The sequence below is a fragment of the Arthrobacter sp. Soil736 genome (assembly GCF_001428005.1).
GTDB lineage: Bacteria > Actinomycetota > Actinomycetes > Actinomycetales > Micrococcaceae > Arthrobacter.
Genome location: NZ_LMSB01000026.1, coordinates 1 through 22652, shown reverse-complemented (window position 1 = coordinate 22652; position 22652 = coordinate 1). Strand labels below are relative to the sequence as shown.

Here is a 22652-nt window from a genome sequence, read left to right as displayed (position 1 = left end):
TCATTCGACGCACAGGCCGGACCCGCTGAAATCTGCGGGTCCCGCCGGGGCGAAAGCTTGTAAGGTTGAAGCTAAATCCCGTCAGCATCAAGGAGAGCGCATGCAACCGGAATCCGCCGGAACAGCCACCACCGAAATCACGGCGGCCCCCGCGCGCGCCCGTTTCGGTTCTTCCGAAGTGCCGGCGTCCCGCGCCACCCAGGACCGGATCGACATCCCGGAATTCGCGGCCATCCTGGAACCTGAGGGCGAAATCAGCCCCGACCGGTTCCTGGACCGTGAACTGAGCTGGCTGGCCTTCAACGCCCGCGTCCTGGAGCTCGCGGAAGACCCCGACCTCTACCTTCTTGAGCGGGTCAGCTTCCTGTCCATCTTCGCGTCCAACCTCGATGAATTTTTCATGGTGCGCGTGGCCGGCCTGAAGCGACGGATCGCCACCGGCCTGGCCGTCCCCTCCCCTGCGGGCCTGAGCCCGGTCCAGGTCCTCGAGCAGATCGGCGAGGCCGCCCACCGGCTCCAGCAGCGGCACGCCCAGGTTTACGCTGAGCAGATCCGGCCGGCACTGGCCTATGAGCACATCCATCTGATGCACTGGGAAGAACTCGACGACCAGGCCCAGCACCGGCTCAGCGCCATGTTCGCTGAGAAGGTCTTCCCCATCCTCACGCCGCTGGCCGTGGACCCTGCCCACCCGTTCCCCTACATCTCCGGGCTCTCGCTGAACCTCGCCGTGGTGGTCCGGAACCCGGTCAGCGACAAGGAGCTCTTCGCCCGCGTCAAGGTGCCGGACCAGCTGCCGCGCCTGATCTCGATCGACGGGCCGCGGGCCGGATCGGTGCCGGGCCGTGTTGCCCGGTTCATCGCCCTGGAAGAAGTCATCGCCGTTCATCTGGACCAGCTGTTCGCCGGCATGGAGGTCCTGGAACACCACACCTTCCGTGTTACGCGCAATGAGGACGTGGAGGTGGAGGAAGACGACGCCGAGAACCTCCTGCAGGCCCTCGAGAAGGAATTGCTGCGCCGCCGGTTCGGCCCGCCCGTCCGGCTCGAGGTCACCAATGACATCAACCCGAACATCCGCGCCCTCCTGATCCGTGAGCTGGGCGTGGAGGAATCGGAGGTCTACTCCGTTCCGGCGCCGCTCGACCTCCGCGGGCTGTCGGTGATTGCTGGCATTGACCGCGCGGACCTACACTACCCCAAGCATGTGCCGCACACCTCCCGGTACCTGAACGAATCCGAAACGTCCAAGGCCGCAAACGTCTTCGCTGCGATGCGCCGCCGGGACATCCTGCTGCACCACCCCTACGATTCGTTCTCCACGTCCGTCCAGGCCTTCCTGGAGCAGGCGGCGGCGGATCCGAAGGTCCAGGCCATCAAGCAGACCCTGTACCGCACGTCCGGCGACTCCCCCATCGTCGATGCCCTCATCGACGCCGCCGAGGCCGGCAAGCAGGTACTGGCGCTCGTGGAGATCAAGGCGCGTTTCGACGAGCAGGCCAACATTTCCTGGGCCCGCAAGCTGGAACAGGCCGGCGTCCACGTGGTCTACGGCATCGTTGGCCTGAAGACGCACTGCAAGCTGTCCCTGGTGGTCCGCCAGGAAGTGGACGGACTGCGGCGGTACTGCCACATCGGAACGGGCAACTACCACCCCCGCACCGCCCGTTACTATGAGGACCTCGGGCTCCTGACCGCCAACGAGCAGGTGGGCGAGGACCTGTCCAAGCTCTTCAACCAGCTCTCCGGCTACGCCCCCAAGTCAACGTTCAAGCGGCTCCTGGTGGCTCCGCGCTCGGTGCGTTCCGGCCTGATCGACAGGATTGAAGTAGAAATCCGGAATGCCCGGGCCGGCATACCGGCCCGCGTGCAGATCAAGGTCAACTCCATCGTGGACGAGGCCATTATCGATTCCCTCTACCGCGCATCCCAGGCGGGCGTGAAGGTGGACGTCATTGTCCGCGGCATCTGCTCCCTGCGTCCCGGTGTTCCCGGGCTGAGCGAGAACATCACGGTGCGTTCGGTCCTGGGGCGCTTCCTGGAGCATTCGCGGGTGTTTGCCTTCGCCAACGCCGGTGACCCTGTGGTCTACATCGGCTCCGCGGACATGATGCACCGGAACCTGGACCGCCGGGTTGAGGCCCTGGTTCAACTTTCCGGCGGCGAGGACACAACATACGTCACCGATCTGCTGGGCCGCTACATGGACCCCGAGACATCCAGTTGGCACCTCGACAGCCAGGGAGAATGGACGCGCAACCACGGTGGCGAGGACGGCGGGAAACTTGACGACGTCCAGTCCTGGCTCCTGGCTTCGCGCTCCCGCCAGCGCGCCCTCGCCCGGCGGTAGGACCCGGCCTTTGAAGAGCAGCGACTCACCCATAGCGGATCAGACCGATCACCCGGGCGAGCCGATCGCCGTCACGGCGGCCGGCGCCCTGCCTTGGCGCGTCAAGAAGGACCAGCTGGAGGTCCTCCTGATCCACCGGCCCCGTTACGACGATTGGTCGTGGCCAAAGGGCAAGCTCGACGCCGGCGAAACGGTGCCCGAATGCGCTGTCCGCGAGGTGGAGGAGGAGATCGGGCTGCACGCCCCTCTGGGGATCCCGCTCCCGCCCATCCACTATCACGTCGCGGCCGGGCTGAAGGTTGTGCACTACTGGGCGGTGGAAGTAAACGGCTCTCCGCTGCGCCCCGACGGCAAGGAAGTGGACAGCGTCATGTGGTGCACTCCGGAGCGCGCGGCGTCGTTGCTGTCCAACCCTTCCGACATCGGCCCCCTTGAGTTCCTGGTGGCCGCGCATTCCCGGAAGGAACTGCATACCTGGCCCCTCGTCATCGTGCGCCATGCCAAGGCCAAGCCGAGGTCCTCGTGGACCAAGGCCGAAGGCGAGCGGCCGCTGGCCGCCACCGGCCTGCGGCAGGCCCAGGCCGTGCGCCGGTTGCTGAGGGTCTGGAAGCCGCTGCGCGTGGTCAGCAGCCCCTGGGAACGGTGTGTGGCCACGATCGCGCCCTATGCCAAGGCCGCCGACGCGAAGGTGAAGCTCGTGGACGCGCTGACGGAGCACCGTCATGCCCGGAACCCCCGGAAAACGGCATCTACGGTCGAGTCCCTGTTCGACAAGCAGCGCGCGGTAGTGCTGTGCACGCACCGGCCGGCCCTGCCTACGGTCCTGAACCAGCTCGGCGTGTACATGAACACGAGGCTCAAGGGCCAGCTTCCGGCGTCCGACCCGTACCTGGCGCCCGGGGAAATGGTGATCTGCCACGTGGCGCACGGCAGCAAGAGCAAGATCGTGGCTGTGGAACAGTTCAAGCCCTTCGACGACTGAGGGCTGCTGGGTCCGCTCCAACCCTATGGGTCCTCGCCAACATGGCGCCGTGCGTGCCGCTTTTCCGCGCGGTTTTTGTCAGGGCGGCTTGCTAGATTGAGCTGAACCATTGAGCTGAACAGCGGGATCACGAGTTGGGGACTTGATGCCAATCGAGTTTGAATTGCTGCCGATGGCCTTGCTGTGGCCTCTGATAGCCGGTCTGGTGGTCTATGCCGTGTTGCACTGGTTCGTCTGGGAGCCTGCGGGCAGCGGTTCTGGCGGTGACCGCATTCGGCGAGGCGTCGCTGGACCGGCCGCCCAGCTGGATTCCGACGGCGGCGGCAACGGCCGCCGTCGCCCTCGCCGTCCTGCCGGCGGCCTTCGCCGTGCGCCGGCGGCACGGGATCGGCACGACGGACCGTGGCCTGGACGCGGCGCTACGCGCCATCACGGCGTACCGGATCGTCCGCACGCTGGCCGCGTTCCTGGCCGCAGAGGCCGGCGGCCTGCTGATAACGGCGAGCTACGCCTGGACTCCTCTCCTGGAACCGCAGGCCGCACCGTCGCAACACTGGATGCCTGCCGTCGTCGCCGGGGCCCGCTGGTTGCCGCCGGGGCGGTGATCTCCGTGATCCCGGTACGGAAGCTGGCCAGCACCTCCCCTTCTGCCGCGCCTGTTCCGGCGGAGCCCGTCCGATGACGGGCCCCGGAAGCGCTCCGCGGCTGCCCGTGACCCGGCGCAGTGACCGTGACACGGGCATGACGCGGGGCAAAAGCCGCGCCGGCGAACGTGTTAGTAGACTGGACGCGTGAGCACCCCTACGCCCTATGAAGACCTTCTGCGCGACGTCATGGCCAACGGCACGCATAAATCGGACCGCACCGGAACGGGCACCAGCAGCGTATTCGGGCGCCAGATGCGCTTTGACCTGAGCAAGAGTTTCCCGCTGATCACCACCAAGCGCGTGCACTTCAAGTCCGTTGCCGTGGAACTGCTGTGGTTCCTGCGGGGCGACACCAATGTGAAGTGGATGCAGGACCAGGGCGTCACCATCTGGAACGAATGGGCTGACGCCGACGGCGAGCTCGGGCCGGTGTACGGCGTCCAGTGGCGCAGCTGGCCCACCCCGGACGGCGGCCACATCGACCAGATCGCGGAGCTCGTCGAGAACTTGAAGGCCAACCCGGATTCACGCCGGCACATCGTGTCGGCCTGGAACGTGGCGGAACTCAAGGACATGGCCCTGCCGCCCTGCCACGCGTTCTTCCAGTTCTACGTGGCCGGCGGCAAGCTCTCCTGCCAGCTGTACCAGCGGTCTGCGGACATGTTCCTGGGCGTGCCGTTCAACATCGCCTCCTATGCCCTTCTGACGTGCATGCTGGCGCAGCAGACCGGACTCGAGCCCGGTGAATTCGTCTGGACGGGCGGCGACGTCCACATCTACGACAACCACATGGACCAGGTCCTGAAGCAGCTGGACCGGGAACCCTACGAATATCCGCAGCTGAAGATCACCCGGAAGCCCGACTCGATCTTCGACTACACGCTGGACGACTTCGAAGTGGTCGGTTACCGGCACCACCCCACGATCAAGGCGCCGATCGCCGTATGAGCACTGAGGAGACCATGGACCCGCAGACCTTCAGCGAAGAGATCGCAGCGAACACGGCCGGAATCGGGCTGATCTGGGCACAAACCACGTCCGGCGTCATCGGCAGGGAGGGCGACATGCCGTGGCACCTGCCGGAGGACCTGAAGCACTTCACCAAGGTGACCAGCGGGCATCCCGTCATCATGGGCCGCAAGACATGGCTGTCCTTCCCGAAGAAATACCGCCCCTTGCCCAACCGAACCAATATCGTCATTACCCGCCAGGACGGCTGGGGCGAGACGCCCGAGGCGGAGGGCGCCGTCGTCGTCAAATCCTTGGACGACGCATTGCTGGAGTCCCAGTTCGCGCCTGGCTTTGAGGCGATCTGGATCGTGGGCGGCGGCGAAATCTTCGAGCAGTCCATGGATCTCGCGAATGTTGCGGTGGTCACCACCATCGACGTCGAGGCCGACGGCGATACGCACGCCCCGGAGCTCGACGACGCCTGGGAACCGGGCGCTTCGGTACCTGAGGAAGGCTGGCTGACGGCAGCCAACGGCACCCGCTACCGGTTCACCAAGTGGAACCGCAGGGAAGGCTAAGAAAACATGCTCAGGAAACCTGAAACCCTCTTTGTGCTCGGCTATATGCTGTTGCCGCTGCTGGCCCTGCTGTCCGCGATCGTTGGCCTGACCATGATCTTGGGCGGCAACAAGATCGCCGGCATCATTGTGCTCGTCGTGGTGACGCAGGTGTTTGCCTTCGGGGCCTTTTTCGCCCTGCGTGCCCGCAAGAGCGCCCTGCTGGAGGAGACCGACCACCAGTAGTCCCGGCCCGGCCCCGGCAGCAGCGGGACCGGCGGTGGGGTGCGGGACCGGCGATGGGGAGGGCTGCCCATCGCGGCCCCGGCTCGCCGGAACTAGAGTGGTACAAGAATTCAGCAGCAAGCGTGCCGAACCGGGCGCACAGATATTGGGGGTAGATGGCACGTGGCCGGTGACTTTTGGGGCGCGGACGTCGCCCAGCTGCGCACACTCGCTCAGCAGTTCGGGAAGGTCTCCGACAACCTGCTGCAGACGTCGACGCAGCTGACCAACCAGATCAACAACAACCCTTCATGGAAGGGCCACGACGCCAGCCAGTTCCGCTCCGATTGGAACGGCAGCCACCGGACACTTATCCTGCAAACAGCGGCCCGACTGAAGCAGGAGTCCCGGAAGCTCCTTGAGAACGCCAACGAGCAGGAGAAGGCCAGTGACGCCGCTCCCGGATCCGGCGGCGGACCGGGCACCATTAGCGACCCCGGCGGGACGCTGGCCGGAGTGCTGGGCGGCGTGTTGCTGGGCGGAATCGGTGCGCTCAAGACCGGCCTGACCATCCAGAAGTTCATCAAGGCGCCCCTCACCTTGGCCAAGCACTTTGGCCAGTACGGCTGGGTGCTGAAGAACCAGCGGGCGGACTTCATCAAGTCGCTGACCAAGGGCCAGCACCGGCTCGGCGGCCCCGTTTTTGATAGCCGCAACCTGCTGCAGAACACCAAAGGGAACCGCGCTCTCGAGGACCTTCTGAGGAACTCATCGAAGGCAAACCGCGGTATCGGCATCATCGACAAAGCCACGGACATTGCCTCGCTGAAGAACCTGAACAAGTACATTGGCCCGCTGAAGAACCTTGCGCCGATATTGGAAGAAAAGCCCTGGATCGGTGCGGGAACGAAGCTTGAGTGGCTAGGCAAGTCGGGCCTCGGCCGGGGGCTCGGCTGGGCTGGCGTTGGGTTCAGCGCCGTCGACTCGGTGAAGAGCTTTTCCGAGGGCGATGTCAAGGGCGGACTTTTGGGCGTGGGCAAGACAGCCCTCGGCGTCGGCTGCTTCCTGCCGCCTCCGGCCGGGACCGTCTGCCAGGTCGCCAGCGTCGGTATTGCCATCTACGAGAACTGGGACACCATCAGCAGCGTAGGAAAGAATGTCGGCGAGGGAGTCGTCAACGCGGTGAAGGACCCCGGAAAGTTCGTCAGCGATACGGCGGATACGCTAAAAGATGCGGGCAAGTCCGTGGGCAAGTTCCTCGGAATCGGTGGATAGGAGACCAGCATGACTGTTCAGGACCAGACCCTGCAGGAACCGCGCCTCGGCGTCGACGTCATCGGCTTCGGCGTGGGCGAGTTTGCCTACCTGCTCAACGTATTCGAAGGTCCGGCGCGGGACCGGTCCGTCAGCGTCTTCCGCGCCGAGGAGATGGTGGACGACGTCACGCTGTCCACCGCCGGCGCATCGTCGCTGATGGCGCGGGACATGGCCACTGTTGATGAGGACGGCGACTTGGGCGTGACCGGAGTCGCAGCCGCAGTCGCCACGGCCCTCGGAAAAGCGACCCGGTGGACGGAAATCTCTCTTCTGACCGGCGAAGCCATGGACAACGTGGCTCTCCTGGAAGCACCGGGAGTGTCCCTCATGCTTCAGCCACGGCTGCTGGGAACCTGGTTCGTGTTTGCCCAGGACCCCGCCATCACGTCCGCGGAAGCGACCCTTCGAGTGGTGCGGCAGCATGTCGAGCAGAACCACGGCGGTTCCGCGTATCTCGTCCTCAAGACCCTGGGTGCCGAACAGCACCTGCTGATCCGGCGTGAAGACGACACCTGGACCATCGGCATCCCGGACTTCGACAAGGACGAGGTCGCTGAAACCGCGGGTCTGGACGACGCCCGGCTGCTCGCTGCGATCGAGGATGCCCGTGGCTCGGCGTAGCCAGGGGGTTCCGCAGGATCCCGGCTATGTGCCGTCCCGCCGTTCAGACGACCAGCTGATCTACCGCAGGGCGGAGAACGGCGAGATGGTCGGCTATACACCAGCCGAATACGGAGTGCGCAAGGACGACGGCGGTGGCTTGGTCAAGCCCGTCAACAGCTCCGGCGGCCTGCTCTTCCTTGCCATCCTCCTCACTGCCTGCCTGGGAGGCCTCATCTACGGCGTAGTCCAGATCGCCATCCAGGGTACGTGGCACATTCTTGGCGAAGTATGGTGGGTCTTTCCCGCATGCCTCTATCCCTTCACTTTCGCTTGGGCCAGCTATTTCAAAGAGCGACGGGCAGAGAAGCTACGCAAAGCCAGCAACCTGGCCCGCCCGGTTGAGTAAGCAGGGGCCTCGTCAAGCCGGTATACAGCTCCGGCGGGATCCTTTTTCTCGCACTCCTCCTAACGGGAGGCATGGGTGTCCTGGTCTACTTTGTCGTCCAGGTCGCGATCCAGGGCTCATGGCACATCTTCGGCGAGGTCTGGTGGGTTTTCCCGGCCCGCATCTTCCCGTTCGTGGCCGCCTGGGTGAACTACTTCACTGAGCGGCGGGCCGAGAGGCTGCGCAAAGTCCGCAATCTGTACCGCCGTCGTGTAGCTTGACCCCTACTGACGACTCCGGCCAAGCCAGGGAGTGACGTAACCGACTGCGCCTGCCGGTTCCAAAGTCTAAACTGGCCCAATGACTACAGCAGCTACTCCGTCCGTTGGACTGGTCGGTTGGCGTGGCATGGTCGGTTCCGTCCTGATGCAGCGCATGCAGGATGAGGGCGACTTCGCCAACATCAACCCGGTATTTTTCTCCACCTCAAACGCGGGAGGTGCCGCCCCGTCGTTTGCTGACGGGGCCGGTAAGCTCGAGGACGCGTTCGACGTCGAGACGCTGGCCAAGCTGCCGATTATTGTCACTGCCCAGGGCGGCGACTACACCAAGCAGGTCCACGGCGAACTCCGCAACCGGGGCTGGGACGGCCTCTGGATCGACGCCGCATCGACGCTGCGCATGAACGACGACTCCATCATCGTGCTGGACCCGATCAACCGCGATGTCATCGACAAAGGCCTGGCCAACGGCACCAAGGACTTCATCGGCGGCAACTGCACCGTGTCCTGCATGCTGATGGGCCTTGGCGGCCTGTTCAAGAACGGCCTCGTCGAGTGGGGCACGTCCATGACCTACCAGGCTGCCTCAGGCGGCGGGGCGCGGCACATGCGCGAGCTCCTCAGCCAGTTCGGCACGCTCAACGCCGAGGTCAGAACGGAACTGGACGACCCGGCGTCGGCCATTCTGGACATCGACCGCAAGGTCCTGGCCCACCAGCGCACCGACATCGACGCCACCCAGTTCGGCGTTCCGCTGGCAGGCTCCCTGATCCCCTGGATCGACGCGGACCTGGGCAACGGCCAGTCCAAGGAGGAGTGGAAGGCGGGTGTCGAAACCAATAAGATCCTCGGCACGTCCGATGAAAACCACATCATGATGGACGGCCTGTGCATCCGGATCGGCGCCATGCGTTCCCACTCCCAGGCGCTCACGCTCAAGCTGCGCGAAGACCTGTCCGTTGCCGAAATCGAGAAGCTGCTCGACGACGACAACGAATGGGCCAAGGTTGTTCCCAACACCAAGGAAGCGTCAATGGCCGATCTCACTCCGGTGGCGGCATCCGGCACGCTGGACATCCCGGTGGGCCGTATCCGCAAGCTGGAGATGGGTCCGCAGTACATCAGCGCCTTCACCGTGGGCGACCAGCTCCTGTGGGGTGCGGCCGAGCCGCTCCGGCGCATGCTGAACATCGCGACCGGCACTCTCTAGCCACCGGCTCAAGCGGCCCTGCCCCGCATGAACGGCCCTGCCCGGGGCCGCTCATGCGGTGCGGGGCCGCTTTTGCATTTCAGCCCGGGCCAGCGTGGCCAGTAACCGCCGCCTAAGCTCCGCTGGGGCATCCAGGTGCTGCCACTCGAGGCGCAGGAAGATCCATCCTTCTTCGGCCAGCGCGTTCTCGCGGGAGCGCTCCGCCAGCAGTGCCTGGTCTGTTGGCCCGTAGCCGCTGTACTTGGCCTTGCCGTCAAACTCGATGATCACGCGACGGGCGGGGTCGGCGAAGTCCGCTCTGAACAGCCCCGACCTCGTGGGCAGCTCATACTGTGGCTCGAAGCCGTCCACGCCGAACGCGTGCAGGAGCAGCCTGGTGCGGGTTTCGCCGGCTGATTCCGAGCGACCATCCAATACGTCCAAGACCGCCGCGGCCCGCCGGCTCCCCCGTTTTACGGGGCTGTCCTCAAGCATCAGCCGCATCTTGGCGAGGTCCGCGCCTTTCCGCAATGCATCGTCCCCGATCACGGCGGCCGCGTCTGGCCGGAGGATCCTGGCGCAGTCCAGCACAGTGCGTTCCAGGGTGGTCACGTGCACGTCCCGGCCATCTTCAGTCTGCAGAATGGTGAGATCCGAGGGGTCCAGCGGAAGGCGGTGGGTCCGGACGTCGGTACCCGTGCTGGTGGCGGAATTTGAATACCTCGTGGTGACGTGCACCAGCGGCCCGCATTTCCAGACTTGGCATAGGTGCAGCCGCGCGGCGCTGGTGTGGCTGTAGCAGGCCGTCCCGCCCGTGGATTCGTAGTGCGCGTGGATCCGGAGCCTGTCCCGTTCCCAAGGCGTGATCTGATTCCAATGGGCACTTCTGACGTAAGCACCGCGCCGGAGCCGGATCAGCACTCCGGCCCGCACCGCTGCGGTCAACGTCCGGTCATCCACACCCGCTGCTGCCAACTGCTTCGTCGAGGCGACAGGTGGCCCCGGCCATCCCGACTCGATCGCGGGGCGTAGGTCATCTCTTTTCATAGTCCAAGAGTGCATACGTTCTCGCTCTTCCAAAAAGAGACGGCGTCCCGTATGTGGAAAAGGGTTAGCCGTTCGGCCCGAGCGGCCCTGGCCCGCACAACCGTCGCTGCCGGGCCCCGGGCCGGTCGTGCGGTGCGGGGCCTGTCGTGCGGGGCGCGGGCGGTCTTGCGGAGTCGGGGGTCTCCGCACGGACGAAGCCTCTCCGCGCGCAGGGACCGGGCAGCGACTCGGCTTGACCGGCCCTGGCCCGCACAACCGTCGCTGCCCCGGGCCGGTCGTGCGGGGGTCGGGCGGTCTTGCGGAGGGTTGGGGGTCTCCGAACGGACGAAGCCTCTGCGGGCCCACGGACCGGGCAGCGACTCGGCTTGACCGGGCCTGGCCCGCACAACCGTCGCTGCCCCGGGCCGGTCGTGCGGGGCGGGGCCGGTCGTGCGGGGCGGGGCCGGTCGTGCGGGGCCGGGCCGGTCGTGCGGGTCTCGGCCGGTCTTGCGGGGGCGGCCCGGGGCGGGGCTCGGCCGGTCTTGCGGGGGGCGCCCCGGGGCGGCCCGGGTTGGTTGCCGGGAATGCCGTCAGGCCGCGAGGAACCTTTCATACCTCTCGGCGGCCCGGTTGAAGGCAGCGAGGCTGGCCGGACCCAGCGGCTTGGCCTCGTCGAAGGGAACGGGCACGGCGGCGGCGGCCCGACCATTTCCCTGCCTCCCCCACGTCCCAATCACCTCGCCGCCGGCCGCGATGGCCTTCTTGAATACCCCGTTGCCACCCGGGACGATCTTCTGCGCATGCTCCGGTGGCAGCACGAGGCTCCGGTCCGTGTAGCCGAGGACGAACTCATCGAACCCCGGCAGGGCAAGGACGGTGCGCTGCCCCGGGACGCCGTCGTCGAGCAGCGCGGCCGTCTCAGGCGAGAGCCAGTAGCTTGTTCCGCCAAATTCCAGTTCCACGAGCTCTCCGCTGACAGCGGCCAAAGCGGCCCGGGCCTCCGTGAGAGTGGTGTTGGACCACCATGCGAAGTCCCGCACCGTCGCCGGCCCGTGGCTGCGCAGGTACCTCACCAGGAGCTCGGCGATGCCCTCCTCGCGGCCGAGGTCCCGGGAAGTGGTGATCCATTCGTCGAATGCCACGAACTTCTGCTGGTTCCCGTCCAGCGGCCCGGGCACCAGCGAAGCACTCTGGCACAGCAGTCCCAGGAGATGGATGCCGCGTTGCCCTGCCGGAGACTGGCCGCCGGCTTCGAAGGCTGCGAACAGCTCGCCGCGCGTGGCACCACCCGGCGTGCCTGAAACACCGCGTCCCCCGGAGACCAGGTCCAGAGCAATCTTCCGGCAGACATCGACGTCGCCGGTGGCGATCTCCAGCTGGCGGTGTCGGCTTGACATGCCCTGGACCAGACGTGCGGTGGTGATGTTAAGGATCCAGCGCAGATCCTCCGGCGCCAGCAGGTGCAGGGTGCCACGCATAGGCCACGATCGCGCCACGGTCCCCGCGTCCAGGGCTCCCCGTACATCGCTCAGCCCGGCGCCCGGAACGCGCAGGCCCACGGCCCACAGTGCCGACGGAAGGTCCTGGGCCTGCATGGCCGTCATCGAGCGGACCGCCTCCGGCACGCTGGAAAACCCGTCGCCCAGCAGGCCCTGCGCCGCCATCCTGAGGCGGCCCATGACTTTCGACGTGATGCGGGTCTTCGTTCCTGCGCCCATGGCCCCATCCTAGGGCCGACTGCCTGCCGGCGTCCGCCGGCGCCAAGGCCCCATCCCAGGGCGGCACCAAAAGCGGAGGTCGGCGGCGGACCGGTTGGAAAGCTGCCCTGTCTAGAGCGCCACGCCGATCAGCAGCGGCTCCGGGTGGAGTTCAATGCCAAAACGCCCGACGACGCCGGCGCGCACCTCGCGCGCAATCGCCACCATGTCCGCAGCACTGGCGGAGCCGCGGTTGGTGATGGCCAGGGTGTGCTTGGTGGACAGCGACGCCCTGCCGCCGGAGACGCTGCCGGGCTCCAGCCCGAAGCCCTTGCCGAACCCGGCCTGATCGATCAGCCACGCCGCGGAAAGCTTCACCAGGCCGTCCGAACCGGCCGGATACCGTGGCGCGTTCTCCGGGAGGCCGGCTGCCACGTCGGCAGGGACGATTGGGTTGGTGAAGAACGAGCCCGTGGAGTACGTGTCGCGGTCGGCGGGATCCAGCACCATGCCCTTCGATGCACGCAGCCGGAGGACCTCGCGCCGGACGTCGTTGGAGTAGGCACGCTGGCCCTGCTCGACACCGAGGACCCTGGCCAGCTCGGCGTACCGGATGGGCGCGCTCATCCGGCCCAGCGGCAGCTGGAACTCGACCGTGAGCACCACGTAGCGCGGGGAACCGTTGACGGTGGTCTGCTTGAGGATGGAGTCCCGGTAGCCGAACTTGAGCTCGGAGTTGGTGAAGGTCTTCACCGCGTTGCGTTCCCGGTCCCAGGTGCGGACCGCTGCGATGGTCTGCGACACGTCGGAACCGTAAGCGCCCACATTCTGCACCGGTGTTGCGCCGGTGGCCCCGGGAATGCCGGACAGCGCCTCGATCCCGGACCACGCGTGCAGCACCGCGTGCTGCACCAGGGCGTCCCAGTTGTGGCCCGCCTGGACCACCACGGCCACGCCGGCGCAGGAGTCCTCGGCGGTAACCGTGAACCCCTTGGAGGCGATCCTGACAACCGTCCCGGGGAACCCGTCGTCGGAAATCAGCAGGTTGGAACCGCCGCCGATGATCAGCAGCGGCTCCCCGGCCGCGTCCGCCGTCCGCACGGCCTCGATGATCTCCGCTTCCGTGCGGGCCTCGATGTAGTTGCCGGCGGGGCCGCCGACGGCAGCCGTGGTCAGATCGGAAAGCATTGTGGGAGTCACCCGTCCAGCTTAACCGGGATTGCCGCGGCGCCTGTTAACGGGCCTACTGGCTCCGCCCGCATCCCGCCCTCATCCGGTGCACGAAGCCTAGGGAAGCTTGCGTGCCACCGGGGACAGCAGGAAGCTCACCACGAGCACGGCCATGACTGCCAGCAGGGAGTGCAGGATCCCCACGTGCTCGGCCAGCAGCCCCAGCAGCGGCGGGCCGCAGAGGAAGGCGCCATAGCCGATGGTGGACACGACGGATACGCGGGCGGCCGCCTTCGCGGGGTCATCGGCGGCGGCGGACATCCCTACCGGGAATCCCAGTGAGGCGCCGAGCCCCCAGACGGCCAGCGCGGCATAGGCCAGCCAGGGAACGGGCGCAAAGACGAACAGCGCCAGCCCCGCCACGGCCAGGGCGGAGCACCAGCGCATCACGGGAACGCGGCCGAACCGGTCCAGCACCACGGTGCCGGCAAACCGGCCGATGGTCATGAAGGTGACGAAAATCCCGTAGCCGGCGGCACCGGCGGCGTCGGACTGGTGGTGGCCGTCGGCGAGTGCCAGCGCCACCCAGTCCCCTGCCGCACCCTCTGCCAGGGCAAGTCCCAGGACCATGACCCCGAGCAGCAGCGTCCGCTTGTCCCGCCAGGCCTGGGCGATCTTGCGCTTGTTGTCCAGCGGGGGCTCGCCGGTCTCCGCACCTGCCCGGATGATGGGCAGCGGGCCGGTGGAGGGATCCTCGAAGTTGTCGGGCCGGTACGTGGCGCCGGATGCCACGGGCGTGACGTCGGCGCGGAACCAGCCGGCCGCCGTCGTCACCGAAACTGCCACCACCACGCCGGCGGCGGCGAGATGCCAGAACACCGGCACGCCAGCACCCGCAGCCCAGGCCCCCAGCCCGGCACCGGCCACGGTGCCCAGGCTGAACGAGCCGTGGAGGCGCGGCATAATGTGCCTGCCCACGGCCCGTTCCACGGCGGCGCCCTCCACATTGGAAGCAGTGTTCCAGCTGGCGGTGCCGAGGCCGATCACGGCCAGTCCCGCGGCAACCGCCAGCGGGCTGGATAGCACGGACGTGCCAAATCCAGCCAGGACCAGTCCGATGCCCACCATGACGCTGCCGGTCCGGATGGTCCGCTTGGAGCCGAGCCGCAGCACGATCAGCCCGGAGGCGGACACCGAGAGAAACGAGCCGGCGGTCATGCACAGCAGGAGCAGCCCGATGGTCCCGGGCGTGAGGTTCAGTCCGTCGCGGATCGCGGGCAGGCGGGAAACCCAGGACGCGAAGGCGATGCCGCTGGCGCCGTAGGCCACCACCACCGCGTTGCGCCAGAGGGTGACCTCCCGCGCCTGGACTGCGGTGGAGCTCAAGAGCGGATCACGTTTCAGGCCACCTTGACGAGGGCCTGGGCCTTCACGAGGACTTTCTGTCCGTCAAAGACCACGGCGAGGTCCACGCGTGCGGTGCGCGCCTCGGCGTCGAGCGCCCCGATCGCGCCGCTCACTTCGATGACGGCGCCGGCGGCGCCGGTTCCGGTGGTGTCGGCCACCAGGACCGGCTTGGTGAAGCGGGTCTGGTAAACGACGACGGCGGCGGGGTCGCCTGCCCAGTCGGAGACGAGCTGCACGGCCGCTCCCATGGTGAACATGCCGTGCGCGATGACGCCCGGAAGCTCCACGCCGGTGGCAAAGGCTTCGTTCCAGTGGATGGGGTTGAAGTCACCGGACGCGCCGGCGTACTTGACCAGGTCCTGCCGGGTGACGTTGATGCTGCGGCTGCCGATGTCCTGGCCGACGCTGAGTTCTTCGAAAGTGGGGCTCATGGCTACTGTCCCTCTCCGCGGACCAGGATGGATGACTTGCTGGTGGACACGGGTTCGCGCCCGTCCCCGTCCGTGAGCGCGAAAATCTCGGCGCGGGTGGTGATCATGGCACCGCCGCCCATGGCCCGGACGCCGTCGACATGCAGCTCGGCTACCAGGCGGTCGCCGGCAAAGATGGGGCGGTGGTGGGTGAAGCGCTGGTCTGCATGGACCACGCGGGAGAAATCGATGCCGGCCTCCGGATCCTCGATCAGTTGCGCGTCGGCACGCTGGGCGATGATGATCGCGAACGTGGGCGGCGCAACGAGGTCGCGGTGGCCCAGGCCCTGTGCGGCGTCGACGTCAAAGTGGGCGGGGTGGGTGGCCTTGACCGCGCGGGCAAACTCGCGGATTTTCTCGCGCCCGACGTCGTACACCTCTGCGGCAGGGTAGCTTCGTCCCTGCAGGTCCGGATTGATAGTCATGGCCTCAAGCCTATCGTTTCCCCCTCCGCGGCGGCCGACGCCGCCTCTCCCGTCCGGGCCGCACGTTGCCCGGGTTGCCCGCCGGTAAGCCAGAGGCCTGAGCGCATCTGGTGATATGATGAATCCATCATTCCATCAATTCGCGCCGACGCGTTGGCACGGACAGGAACGGCAGGTCACGATGATTTCCGCAGCCCAGGCACCCTTGTACGAAATCAAGGCGAACCTCTTCAAGGCGCTTGCGCATCCGGCGCGGATCCGGATCCTCGAGCTGCTGGCGGCCGCCCCGGACACCGCTGCCCCGGTGAGCTTCCTGCTGTCCGAAACAGGCCTGGAAGCCTCGCACCTGTCCCAGCACCTGGCAACACTGCGCCGGCACAAGGTGGTCACGTCCGTCCGCTCAGCGAACATGGTGACGTACCGCATTGCGCACCCCAAGATCGCCGAGCTTCTGGCCATTGCCCGGGCATTCCTGCTGGACACCCTAAGGGATTCGAACGAGCAGCTCCGGCTTGCGCAGGATCTGCCCAGCACACACCTGCCCAGCACACACCCCGCCGGCCCCTTGGCATGAACGCCGGCCCGGAAGCGACTGGCAAGGCACAACCAGGCAAGGCACAACTGCGGACGGCCGGGCTGAAATCGGCGCTCTGGAAGTTTCTCCCGTCCCGGCGGGACTATGACGGCCTGCGCTCTTCCTGGCGGACGGATCTTCTTGCCGGCATCACCGTAGGCATCGTGGCCCTTCCGCTGGCTCTTGCCTTTGGCGTCAGTTCAGGCGTGGGCGCCGAGGCAGGACTGATCACGGCCGTGGTGGCAGGCTCGGTGGCGGCGATCATGGGCGGATCCAATGTCCAGGTGTCCGGCCCCACTGGCGCCATGGTGGTGGTCCTGGCCCCGGTGGTGGCAACCCACGGGCCTGGCAGCATTGCCCTCGTGTCTCTTCTGGCCGGTTTGATGGTCTGTGCACTGGGGTTCAGTGGCCTGGGGCGTGCCGTTGCGTTCATCCCCTGGCCTGTGGTGGAGGGCTTCACGCTGGGCATCGCGGCCATCATTTTCCTCCAGCAGGTGCCGCTGGCCACCGGCACAGCGGGGGTTCCCGGACACAACACGCTCCTGGCAGCAGTCGAGGCAGCCGCGGGAGCCACGTCACCGATGGTCCTCCAGACTTTGGCGGTGGTCGCGGCCGTGGCTGCCGTCATGCTGGTGGCATCCAAGCTTCACAAGTCCCTTCCCGCAAGCCTGATCGCAGTGGTGCTGGTGACTGTAGCGGCGGAACTGCTGCGCCTGGACGTCCCCCGGATCGGGACCCTCCCTCATTCCCTGCCAGCGCCCCGCCTGCCGTCTCTTGACCCGGCCGCGCTCAGCGGGCTGCTGATGCCTGCCGTAGCCATCGCCTCGCTGGCGGCGATCGAGTCCCTGCTGTCAGCACGCGTTGCGTCCGGCATGGCCGGACCGGACAGCAGGCCGAGCGGTCCCTACAGCCCGGACCGCGAACTCACCGGGCAAGGGCTGGCATCCATCGCGGCCGGGCTGTTCGGCGGCATGCCGGCCACCGGCGCCATCGCCCGGACAGCCGTCAATGTCCGCTCCGGTGCCAGGACCCGGGTGTCGGCCATCGTCCATGCCCTGGTGCTGCTGGCCATCATCTACCTCGCGGCAGGGCTGGTGGGCAGAATTCCGCTGGCGGTGCTGGGCGGGATTCTGATGGTGACAGCCACACGCATGGTCTCAACCCGCACGGTCAACGCCATCCTTCGCTCCACCCGCGCGGACGCCGCCGTCTTTGTCCTGACTGCGCTCATCACGGTGGCCTTTGACCTTATTGTTGCCATCCAGATCGGGCTCGCGGCCGCGGCGCTGCTGACGCTGCGGAAGTTTGCTTCGCTCAGCGGGGTACGCCGCGAGCAGATTGCGGAGAAGCCGGTCGAGGGCGACGACCACATTGCCATCTTTAGGCTTGAAGGCGCGATGTTCTTCGGCGCCGCTGAACGCATCCTGCAGGAGATCAGCCAAGTAAAAGACGTCCAGGTGGCGATCATCCGGCTGTCTCACGTGCGGCTGCTGGACGCCACGGGAGCCCATGCGCTGGTGGAGGTCATCGCTGCCCTGGAGCTGCGCGGCATCACCGTACTGCTGAAGGGCGTACGGCCCGAGCACCTGGCGCTGGTCACGAACGTGGGTGTCATCCGGTCCCTGCGCCACCATAGGCACCTCTTCACGGACCTGCCGTCGGCGATAGAGCACGCGCGCAGCCATGTCCGAAGGAACGCGGGCTACCTCTTGTAGCTCTTCCTGATGTGCTGGCCACGGACCACCAGCGCCACGACGTGCAGCACCAGTCCGAGGCCGATCACGGGCAGCGACGCCACCATGAGCCCCTGGTTGTGCGCGGCATTCCCCGCAACGTTAAGGATGATGCCTGCGGCAATCAGACCCATCGCGCTGAAAACCAGGACTTTGTATGAGGCGGGCGCCGAGGCCCAGAATTCGTTCAGCACCGTGCCAGTTTACCGAGTTCCGGAGGCCGCCCGTTCCACTGCGGTTGTGGAGACGGCTCCGGCGCGGCCGCGAACAGGGCTTCAGAACAGGGCTTCCTGCACCGCGGGCACCTCGGAGCTGAACTCCCCCGGCTCGATCAGACGTGCTTTCAGCAGCCCCAGGTTCACCACGAAGTCCAGCTCCGAGCCCTCAATGCAGGCCAGGCCGTGGCTGCCGCACAGCGCCCCGAGGGTGAAGCCGTGGCTGCCGCCGTCCATGCTGTGCGGATAGGCGTGCCGGGCCGAGGCCGCGAACAGCCCGGCGGCCTGTGCCGGCCGGACCCACTGTCCATCCACGACGTCGAAGCCCCCGACGGCGGTGCCCGCCAGTAGGGTCCTGACTTCTTCCGCCAGACGGCGGTTCAGTTCGTCGAGCCGGCTCCCGGGCAGCGGGTCCGTCAGGGCGGCCGCCTTTGCGGCGGACCGGACCTGCTGGGCGAGTCCGGCTTCACGGGTGACCATATCCTCCAGGATCCGCACCACGCGGCCATCCTCGGCGAGCGCAACGTACCGGGCAACCACGGCACCCTGCTCGGCCAGCCGGTTCCATTTCCGCGGCTGCGATGCCGTCCCGATTTTGCTGGCGCCGTGGGCGAAGGTGGCCACGTACAGCCAGTGCGGCTGCATGAGGTAGCTCCGCAGCCCGGGCGGCACGCGGCCGCCGCGGTGGAAATCGTGGATGAGCCGGGAATCGTCCACCACGAAGCAGCGCTCACACTGGCTGCCCCGCACCGCCGGGAACCGGTCCTGGCAGGGCACATGCTCCCGCTCCGTCGCGGAGAAGACCTTGGTGTGCCCGAGGCAGTGCTTCCCCCTGTCGATGACGCGGAAGCCAAGCCGTGCGCCGGCGCCGAGCCTTACCTCGCTGAACCCGTGGCCCGGCGAAAGCTGCTGAAGGCGCAACGCCGGGCTGCCGCCGTCGGACGTCCCGGACGCGGCAGGGGGTCCATCCCAAAAGACCCCGTGCACCAGATAACGGGTATCGGTCACGGGGCCTCCTTGGATGGCTGGGGGACGCTAGAGCGCCGGCTGCACCCCAAAGGCTACCGCGAGCTTCATGATCTTCTCGGCGCGGCCGAGGCGGGGCAGGTCGGAGCCGTCGCGGATGACGCGGCCGTTGGCCTCGAAGTCGGCCATGAAGTCGGTGGCCCAGGCGACGTCCGACGGCGTGGGGCTGATGACCTCATTGATGACGCTGGTCTGGTCGATGGCCAGGCAGAGCTTTCCGGTCATGCCCATCATCACCGTGATGCCGGTCTGCTCGCGCAGGATGGGGTGGTTGGTGCCGACGGTGGGGCCGTCGATGGGGCCGGGCAGGTTGCCCACGCGGCTGGCCACCACGAGCTTGGCGCGCGGGTAGGCCATCGCCTCGGGGGTGGCCGCCATGCCCGTGTCGCGGCGGAAGTCGCCGGAACCGAAGGCGAGCCGGAACGCGCCCTGCGCCTTGGCAATGTGGTTGGCTTCCTCGATGCCGAGGGCGCTCTCGACGAGCGGGATGACGGGCGTCTTGCCGTCCATGCGGTGGAAGCTTTCGGTCACCTGGTCTGCAGATTCGGTCTTGGCCAGCATGATGCCGAGCAGCCCGGGCGTGCCGCGGAGACCGGCGAGGTCAGCTGCCCAGAACGGGCTGGTGGCGTCGTTGATCCGGACCCAGGCCTGGCCGCCGCCGGTCAGCCAGTTCACCACGTTCTCGCGGGCTGTGTCCTTCTGTGAAGGGTCCACCGCGTCCTCGATGTCCAGGATGATGGAATCCGCACGGGACACCGCCGACTGGTCGAAGAGTTCGGTTTTCATTGCGTTGACCAGCAGCCACGAACGGGCGATTTCGGCGGGGATGTTGCGTTCGTGCCGGGTGATCTCGGCGGTGGAAGAAGACGTCATATACCTACCGTATCCGGCCTGCACCTGCTAAGGCGAAGATGACCGGTTCCCGGCTGAGATCAATACGACCAAAAGCGGGATTCTACGGCGTGCGAAGCCGTTCCGGGTGCCCGCCGTCACGGGGATTCATGGGCCGAAACAGGGCGCCTCATGACCCCGAGTTGCGCGGTATTTCAGCGGATTTCCAAGGGTTTCCTGCCGTGACCGGGCCGCTTTTCTGCGTCCGCTAAGTGCGCTTACATCGATCCATCGGCCGCTGCGGCGGCCGGCAGTGACCCTGGCAACAGAGCCAGCCAAGCAACCACCGAAGGAACCCCCATGAAACGACACCTGAACATCCTGAGTGCTGCGGCCGCCGTCGTCATCGCCCTGACGGTGTCCGGCTGCGGCGGCCCCTCGGTGGCCGGCACCGGCGCCCCGGGGGCCAACGAGGTCAAGGAACTCCGGTACCAGGGCTGGGCCAATACCGTGACCCTCCCCGAACTGGCCGAGGACCTCGGTTACCTGGGCGACGTGAAGCTGAACTGGGTGGGGAACACCATCAGCGGCCCGCAGGACATCCAGTCCGCCGCCACCGGCCAGACGGACTTCGGCGGCGCCTTCGCGGGTGCCGTGGTGAAGCTCATCGAGGCCGGGGCCCCGGTCAAGGCCGTCATCAATTACTACGGCGAGGACAGCAAGACCTTCAACGGCTACTACGTGAAGGAGGACAGCCCGATCCGGACTGCCCGGGACTTCATCGGCAAGAAAATCGCGGTCAACACGCTGGGAGCGCACTCGGAGGCCGTGATCAACACCTACCTCCGGAAGAACGGGCTCAGCGCGGACGAGATCAAGCAGGTCCAGCTCGTGGTGGTGCCGCCCAACGACACCGAGGAAGCCATCCGCCGCGGCCAGGTGGATGCGGGCTCGCTGGGCAGCATCCTCCAGGACAAGGCCATCGCCAACGGAGGGCTGAGGTCCGTCTTCAGCGACTTCAACCTGTTCGGCAGCTTTGCCGGCGGCCCGTACGTGCTGCGGGAAGATTTCATCGCCCAGAACCCCAACACCGCCCGGACGTTCACCACGGGCGTGGCGAAGGCAATCGAGTGGGAACGCACCACTCCGCGCAAGGAAGTGATTGCGCGCTTCACCAAGATCCTGAAGGAGCGCGGCCGCAATGAGAACCCCGCCGCCCTGCAGTACTGGAAGAGCGTGGGCGTCCCCAACAAGGGCGAAATCAAGGACGAGGACTTCACCCGCTGGAACGAGTACCTGAAGTCGGTAGGCATCATCAAGTCCGACTTGGACCCCAAGAAGCTCTACACCAACGAATTCAACGGCCTCATTTCCAAGTAACCCACCGCAAGTAACCCACCGCAGCGACACAACAGTGCAGCGACACAACAGTAAGGAAGAACAATGACCGTCATTACCGAAACCAAGCTCGAATTCGCCAAGCTGGGCTCCCGCATCGGGGCCGAGATCCGCGGACTGGACCTCAGCGGGGACCTCTCGGCCGAGACCGTCGCCCGGATCCGCGCGGCCCTCAACGAGCACAAGGCCCTGGTGTTCCGGGAGGCCAACGTCCTCACCGACGAGGCGCAGGTGAAGTTCGCCAGCCACTTCGGACCGCTCACGAAGGCCCACCCTACGGTCGCCTCGGTGGAGGGCGAGGAAAACGTCCTGCCGGTGGACAGCGAGAACGGCTCCGCCAACAGCTGGCACACCGACGTCACGTTCGTGGTCAACCCGCCGCAGGCATCCACCCTGCGCAGCATCGACCTGCCGGCGTACGGCGGCGAAACGCTGATCGCGTCCTCGGCCGGCGCCTACCGGGACCTGCCCGATGAACTGCGCAACTTCGCGGACACGCTCTGGGCGATCCACACCAACGACTACGACTACTCCGTGCCGAAGAACCTGGAGCACCAGAACGCGGAGGAGCGGCGCAAGGAATTCACCCGGCTCAAATTCGAGACCGCCCACCCCGTGGTGCGGGTCCACCCGCTGACGGGCGAGCGCGGATTGTTCATTGGGGGCTTCGCGCAGCGCCTGCGGATCGTGGGCCTCTCCAACACCGAGTCCAAGGACATCATCCGGCTGCTGCAGGCCTACGTCACCCGGCCCGAGAACGTGGTGCGCGTCAACTGGGAGCCCAACCAGCTGGTGCTGTTCGACAACCGGATCACCCAGCACTACGCACCGGACAACTACGACGGCCAGCCCCGCAAGCTCAACCGTGTCACCATCGCCGGTGACATCCCCGTGAGCGTGGACGGCACGCAGAGCCAGGCACTGAAGGGCGACTCCTCCACGTACTCGGAAGTCGCCCCGCTGAACTGACGCGCCCCGCCTACGGGCAAGCGCCCCGCCTAACCAGCCGCCCGCCGTCGGCCTTTGCCCCGCAAGGCTGGCGCCCGCCCAACTAGGTAGCAGCACGAATCGTTCTGAGGGCTCAGAACGGCGCCAGCTGCTACCTAGCGGTCAGGCGTCGCTGCCGCGCCGTGGCAGGAGAAAGTTCGTTGTCGTCTCGCCATTGGTTCTGGCGGGCGGTTGTGGCTGGGCGG

24 protein-coding genes are annotated in these 22652 nt (G+C 66.8%); 15 read left to right on the top strand and 9 right to left on the bottom strand.

The window, feature by feature from the left end; all coding sequences use genetic code 11:
• Nucleotides 1-100: 100 nt before the first annotated feature.
• The 11 genes from ASG92_RS15395 to asd all read left to right on the top strand — a co-directional run bounded on the left by ASG92_RS15395 (nucleotide 101) and on the right by asd (nucleotide 9508).
• Nucleotides 101-2350 carry an RNA degradosome polyphosphate kinase gene (locus ASG92_RS15395; protein WP_056629975.1) on the top strand — a complete coding sequence of 750 codons (2250 nt, stop codon included), beginning with the start codon at nucleotides 101-103 and terminating at the stop codon, nucleotides 2348-2350.
• 10 nt (nucleotides 2351-2360) lie between these two features.
• Nucleotides 2361-3332, top strand: a complete 972-nt coding sequence (locus ASG92_RS15390) for an NUDIX hydrolase (RefSeq protein ID WP_056629973.1) — start codon at nucleotides 2361-2363, stop codon at nucleotides 3330-3332.
• A gap of 263 nt (nucleotides 3333-3595) precedes the next feature.
• Nucleotides 3596-3937, top strand: a complete 342-nt coding sequence (locus tag ASG92_RS15385; RefSeq protein ID WP_056629969.1) for a hypothetical protein — start codon at nucleotides 3596-3598, stop codon at nucleotides 3935-3937.
• A gap of 186 nt (nucleotides 3938-4123) precedes the next feature.
• A complete protein-coding gene (locus tag ASG92_RS15380; protein ID WP_056629966.1) occupies nucleotides 4124-4927 on the top strand; it encodes a thymidylate synthase in 804 nt (267 codons plus the stop codon).
• Nucleotides 4924-5508 (top strand): dihydrofolate reductase, encoded by a 585-nt coding sequence (locus ASG92_RS15375; protein WP_056629963.1) that lies wholly within the window; start codon nucleotides 4924-4926, stop codon nucleotides 5506-5508. The genes ASG92_RS15380 and ASG92_RS15375 overlap by 4 nt, the downstream gene beginning before the upstream one ends.
• Before the next feature lie 6 nt (nucleotides 5509-5514).
• Nucleotides 5515-5733, top strand: a complete 219-nt coding sequence (locus ASG92_RS15370) for an NF038396 family protein (RefSeq protein WP_056629959.1) — start codon at nucleotides 5515-5517, stop codon at nucleotides 5731-5733.
• Nucleotides 5734-5895: 162 nt separating this feature from the next.
• Nucleotides 5896-6987, top strand: coding sequence for a hypothetical protein (locus tag ASG92_RS29260; RefSeq protein WP_056629956.1), 1092 nt, complete (start codon nucleotides 5896-5898; stop codon nucleotides 6985-6987).
• A 9-nt stretch (nucleotides 6988-6996) separates the two neighbouring features.
• A complete protein-coding gene (locus tag ASG92_RS15360; RefSeq protein ID WP_056629954.1) occupies nucleotides 6997-7650 on the top strand; it encodes a hypothetical protein in 654 nt (217 codons plus the stop codon).
• Nucleotides 7637-8038, top strand: a complete 402-nt coding sequence (locus ASG92_RS15355; protein WP_157372239.1) for a hypothetical protein — start codon at nucleotides 7637-7639, stop codon at nucleotides 8036-8038. The genes ASG92_RS15360 and ASG92_RS15355 overlap by 14 nt, the downstream gene beginning before the upstream one ends.
• 71 nt (nucleotides 8039-8109) lie before the next feature.
• Complete coding sequence (locus tag ASG92_RS15350; protein WP_056629947.1) at nucleotides 8110-8298, top strand: hypothetical protein; 189 nt, start codon at nucleotides 8110-8112, stop codon at nucleotides 8296-8298.
• 79 nt (nucleotides 8299-8377) lie between these two features.
• Nucleotides 8378-9508 (top strand): aspartate-semialdehyde dehydrogenase, encoded by a 1131-nt coding sequence (asd, locus tag ASG92_RS15345; protein ID WP_056629945.1) that lies wholly within the window; start codon nucleotides 8378-8380, stop codon nucleotides 9506-9508.
• A gap of 51 nt (nucleotides 9509-9559) precedes the next feature.
• Here the strand turns inward: asd and ASG92_RS15340 are convergent, their stop codons facing one another.
• The 6 genes from ASG92_RS15340 to ASG92_RS15315 form a co-directional block, all read right to left on the bottom strand.
• Nucleotides 9560-10534 (bottom strand): type IV toxin-antitoxin system AbiEi family antitoxin domain-containing protein, encoded by a 975-nt coding sequence (locus tag ASG92_RS15340; RefSeq protein ID WP_162256326.1) that lies wholly within the window; start codon nucleotides 10532-10534, stop codon nucleotides 9560-9562.
• Nucleotides 10535-11103: 569 nt separating this feature from the next.
• Nucleotides 11104-12231: a winged helix DNA-binding domain-containing protein gene (locus ASG92_RS15335; RefSeq protein ID WP_056629940.1), complete on the bottom strand. Its 1128-nt coding sequence runs from the start codon at nucleotides 12229-12231 to the stop codon at nucleotides 11104-11106.
• Nucleotides 12232-12342: 111 nt separating this feature from the next.
• On the bottom strand, nucleotides 12343-13410 hold the full coding sequence (locus tag ASG92_RS15330) for a UDP-N-acetylmuramate dehydrogenase (RefSeq protein WP_056629937.1): 1068 nt from the start codon (nucleotides 13408-13410) through the stop codon (nucleotides 12343-12345).
• Between the two features lie 87 nt (nucleotides 13411-13497).
• Nucleotides 13498-14766 carry an MFS transporter gene (locus ASG92_RS15325; RefSeq protein WP_082579527.1) on the bottom strand — a complete coding sequence of 423 codons (1269 nt, stop codon included), beginning with the start codon at nucleotides 14764-14766 and terminating at the stop codon, nucleotides 13498-13500.
• A 14-nt stretch (nucleotides 14767-14780) separates the two neighbouring features.
• Entirely contained in the window at nucleotides 14781-15218 is a 438-nt protein-coding gene (locus tag ASG92_RS15320) for a MaoC family dehydratase (protein WP_056629933.1), read from the bottom strand.
• 2 nt (nucleotides 15219-15220) lie between these two features.
• Nucleotides 15221-15682 (bottom strand): MaoC family dehydratase N-terminal domain-containing protein, encoded by a 462-nt coding sequence (locus ASG92_RS15315; protein ID WP_056629929.1) that lies wholly within the window; start codon nucleotides 15680-15682, stop codon nucleotides 15221-15223.
• 181 nt (nucleotides 15683-15863) lie between these two features.
• Between ASG92_RS15315 and ASG92_RS15310 the strand changes: the two genes are divergently transcribed.
• Together ASG92_RS15310 and ASG92_RS15305 are read left to right on the top strand one after the other, a co-directional pair.
• Entirely contained in the window at nucleotides 15864-16256 is a 393-nt protein-coding gene (locus ASG92_RS15310) for a metalloregulator ArsR/SmtB family transcription factor (RefSeq protein ID WP_056629925.1), read from the top strand.
• Nucleotides 16253-17971 (top strand): SulP family inorganic anion transporter, encoded by a 1719-nt coding sequence (locus ASG92_RS15305; RefSeq protein ID WP_200951989.1) that lies wholly within the window; start codon nucleotides 16253-16255, stop codon nucleotides 17969-17971. The genes ASG92_RS15310 and ASG92_RS15305 overlap by 4 nt, the downstream gene beginning before the upstream one ends.
• Here ASG92_RS15305 and ASG92_RS15300 read toward each other — a convergent pair.
• From ASG92_RS15300 to ASG92_RS15290, 3 genes are all read right to left on the bottom strand, one after another.
• Complete coding sequence (locus ASG92_RS15300) at nucleotides 17959-18183, bottom strand: DUF3188 domain-containing protein (protein WP_056629924.1); 225 nt, start codon at nucleotides 18181-18183, stop codon at nucleotides 17959-17961. The two genes, ASG92_RS15305 and ASG92_RS15300, sit on opposite strands and share 13 nt — an antisense overlap.
• 81 nt (nucleotides 18184-18264) lie before the next feature.
• Nucleotides 18265-19212, bottom strand: coding sequence for a DUF2797 domain-containing protein (locus ASG92_RS15295; protein ID WP_056629921.1), 948 nt, complete (start codon nucleotides 19210-19212; stop codon nucleotides 18265-18267).
• A 27-nt stretch (nucleotides 19213-19239) separates the two neighbouring features.
• Nucleotides 19240-20103 (bottom strand): CoA ester lyase, encoded by an 864-nt coding sequence (locus ASG92_RS15290; RefSeq protein ID WP_056629919.1) that lies wholly within the window; start codon nucleotides 20101-20103, stop codon nucleotides 19240-19242.
• A 318-nt stretch (nucleotides 20104-20421) separates the two neighbouring features.
• On the opposite strand from ASG92_RS15290, the gene ASG92_RS15285 reads away from it, so the two are divergent.
• Nucleotides 20422-21441: an ABC transporter substrate-binding protein gene (locus ASG92_RS15285; protein ID WP_056629918.1), complete on the top strand. Its 1020-nt coding sequence runs from the start codon at nucleotides 20422-20424 to the stop codon at nucleotides 21439-21441.
• 63 nt (nucleotides 21442-21504) lie between these two features.
• Nucleotides 21505-22428, top strand: a complete 924-nt coding sequence (locus tag ASG92_RS15280; protein WP_056629915.1) for a TauD/TfdA family dioxygenase — start codon at nucleotides 21505-21507, stop codon at nucleotides 22426-22428.
• The last annotated feature ends 224 nt before the right edge of the window (nucleotides 22429-22652 follow it).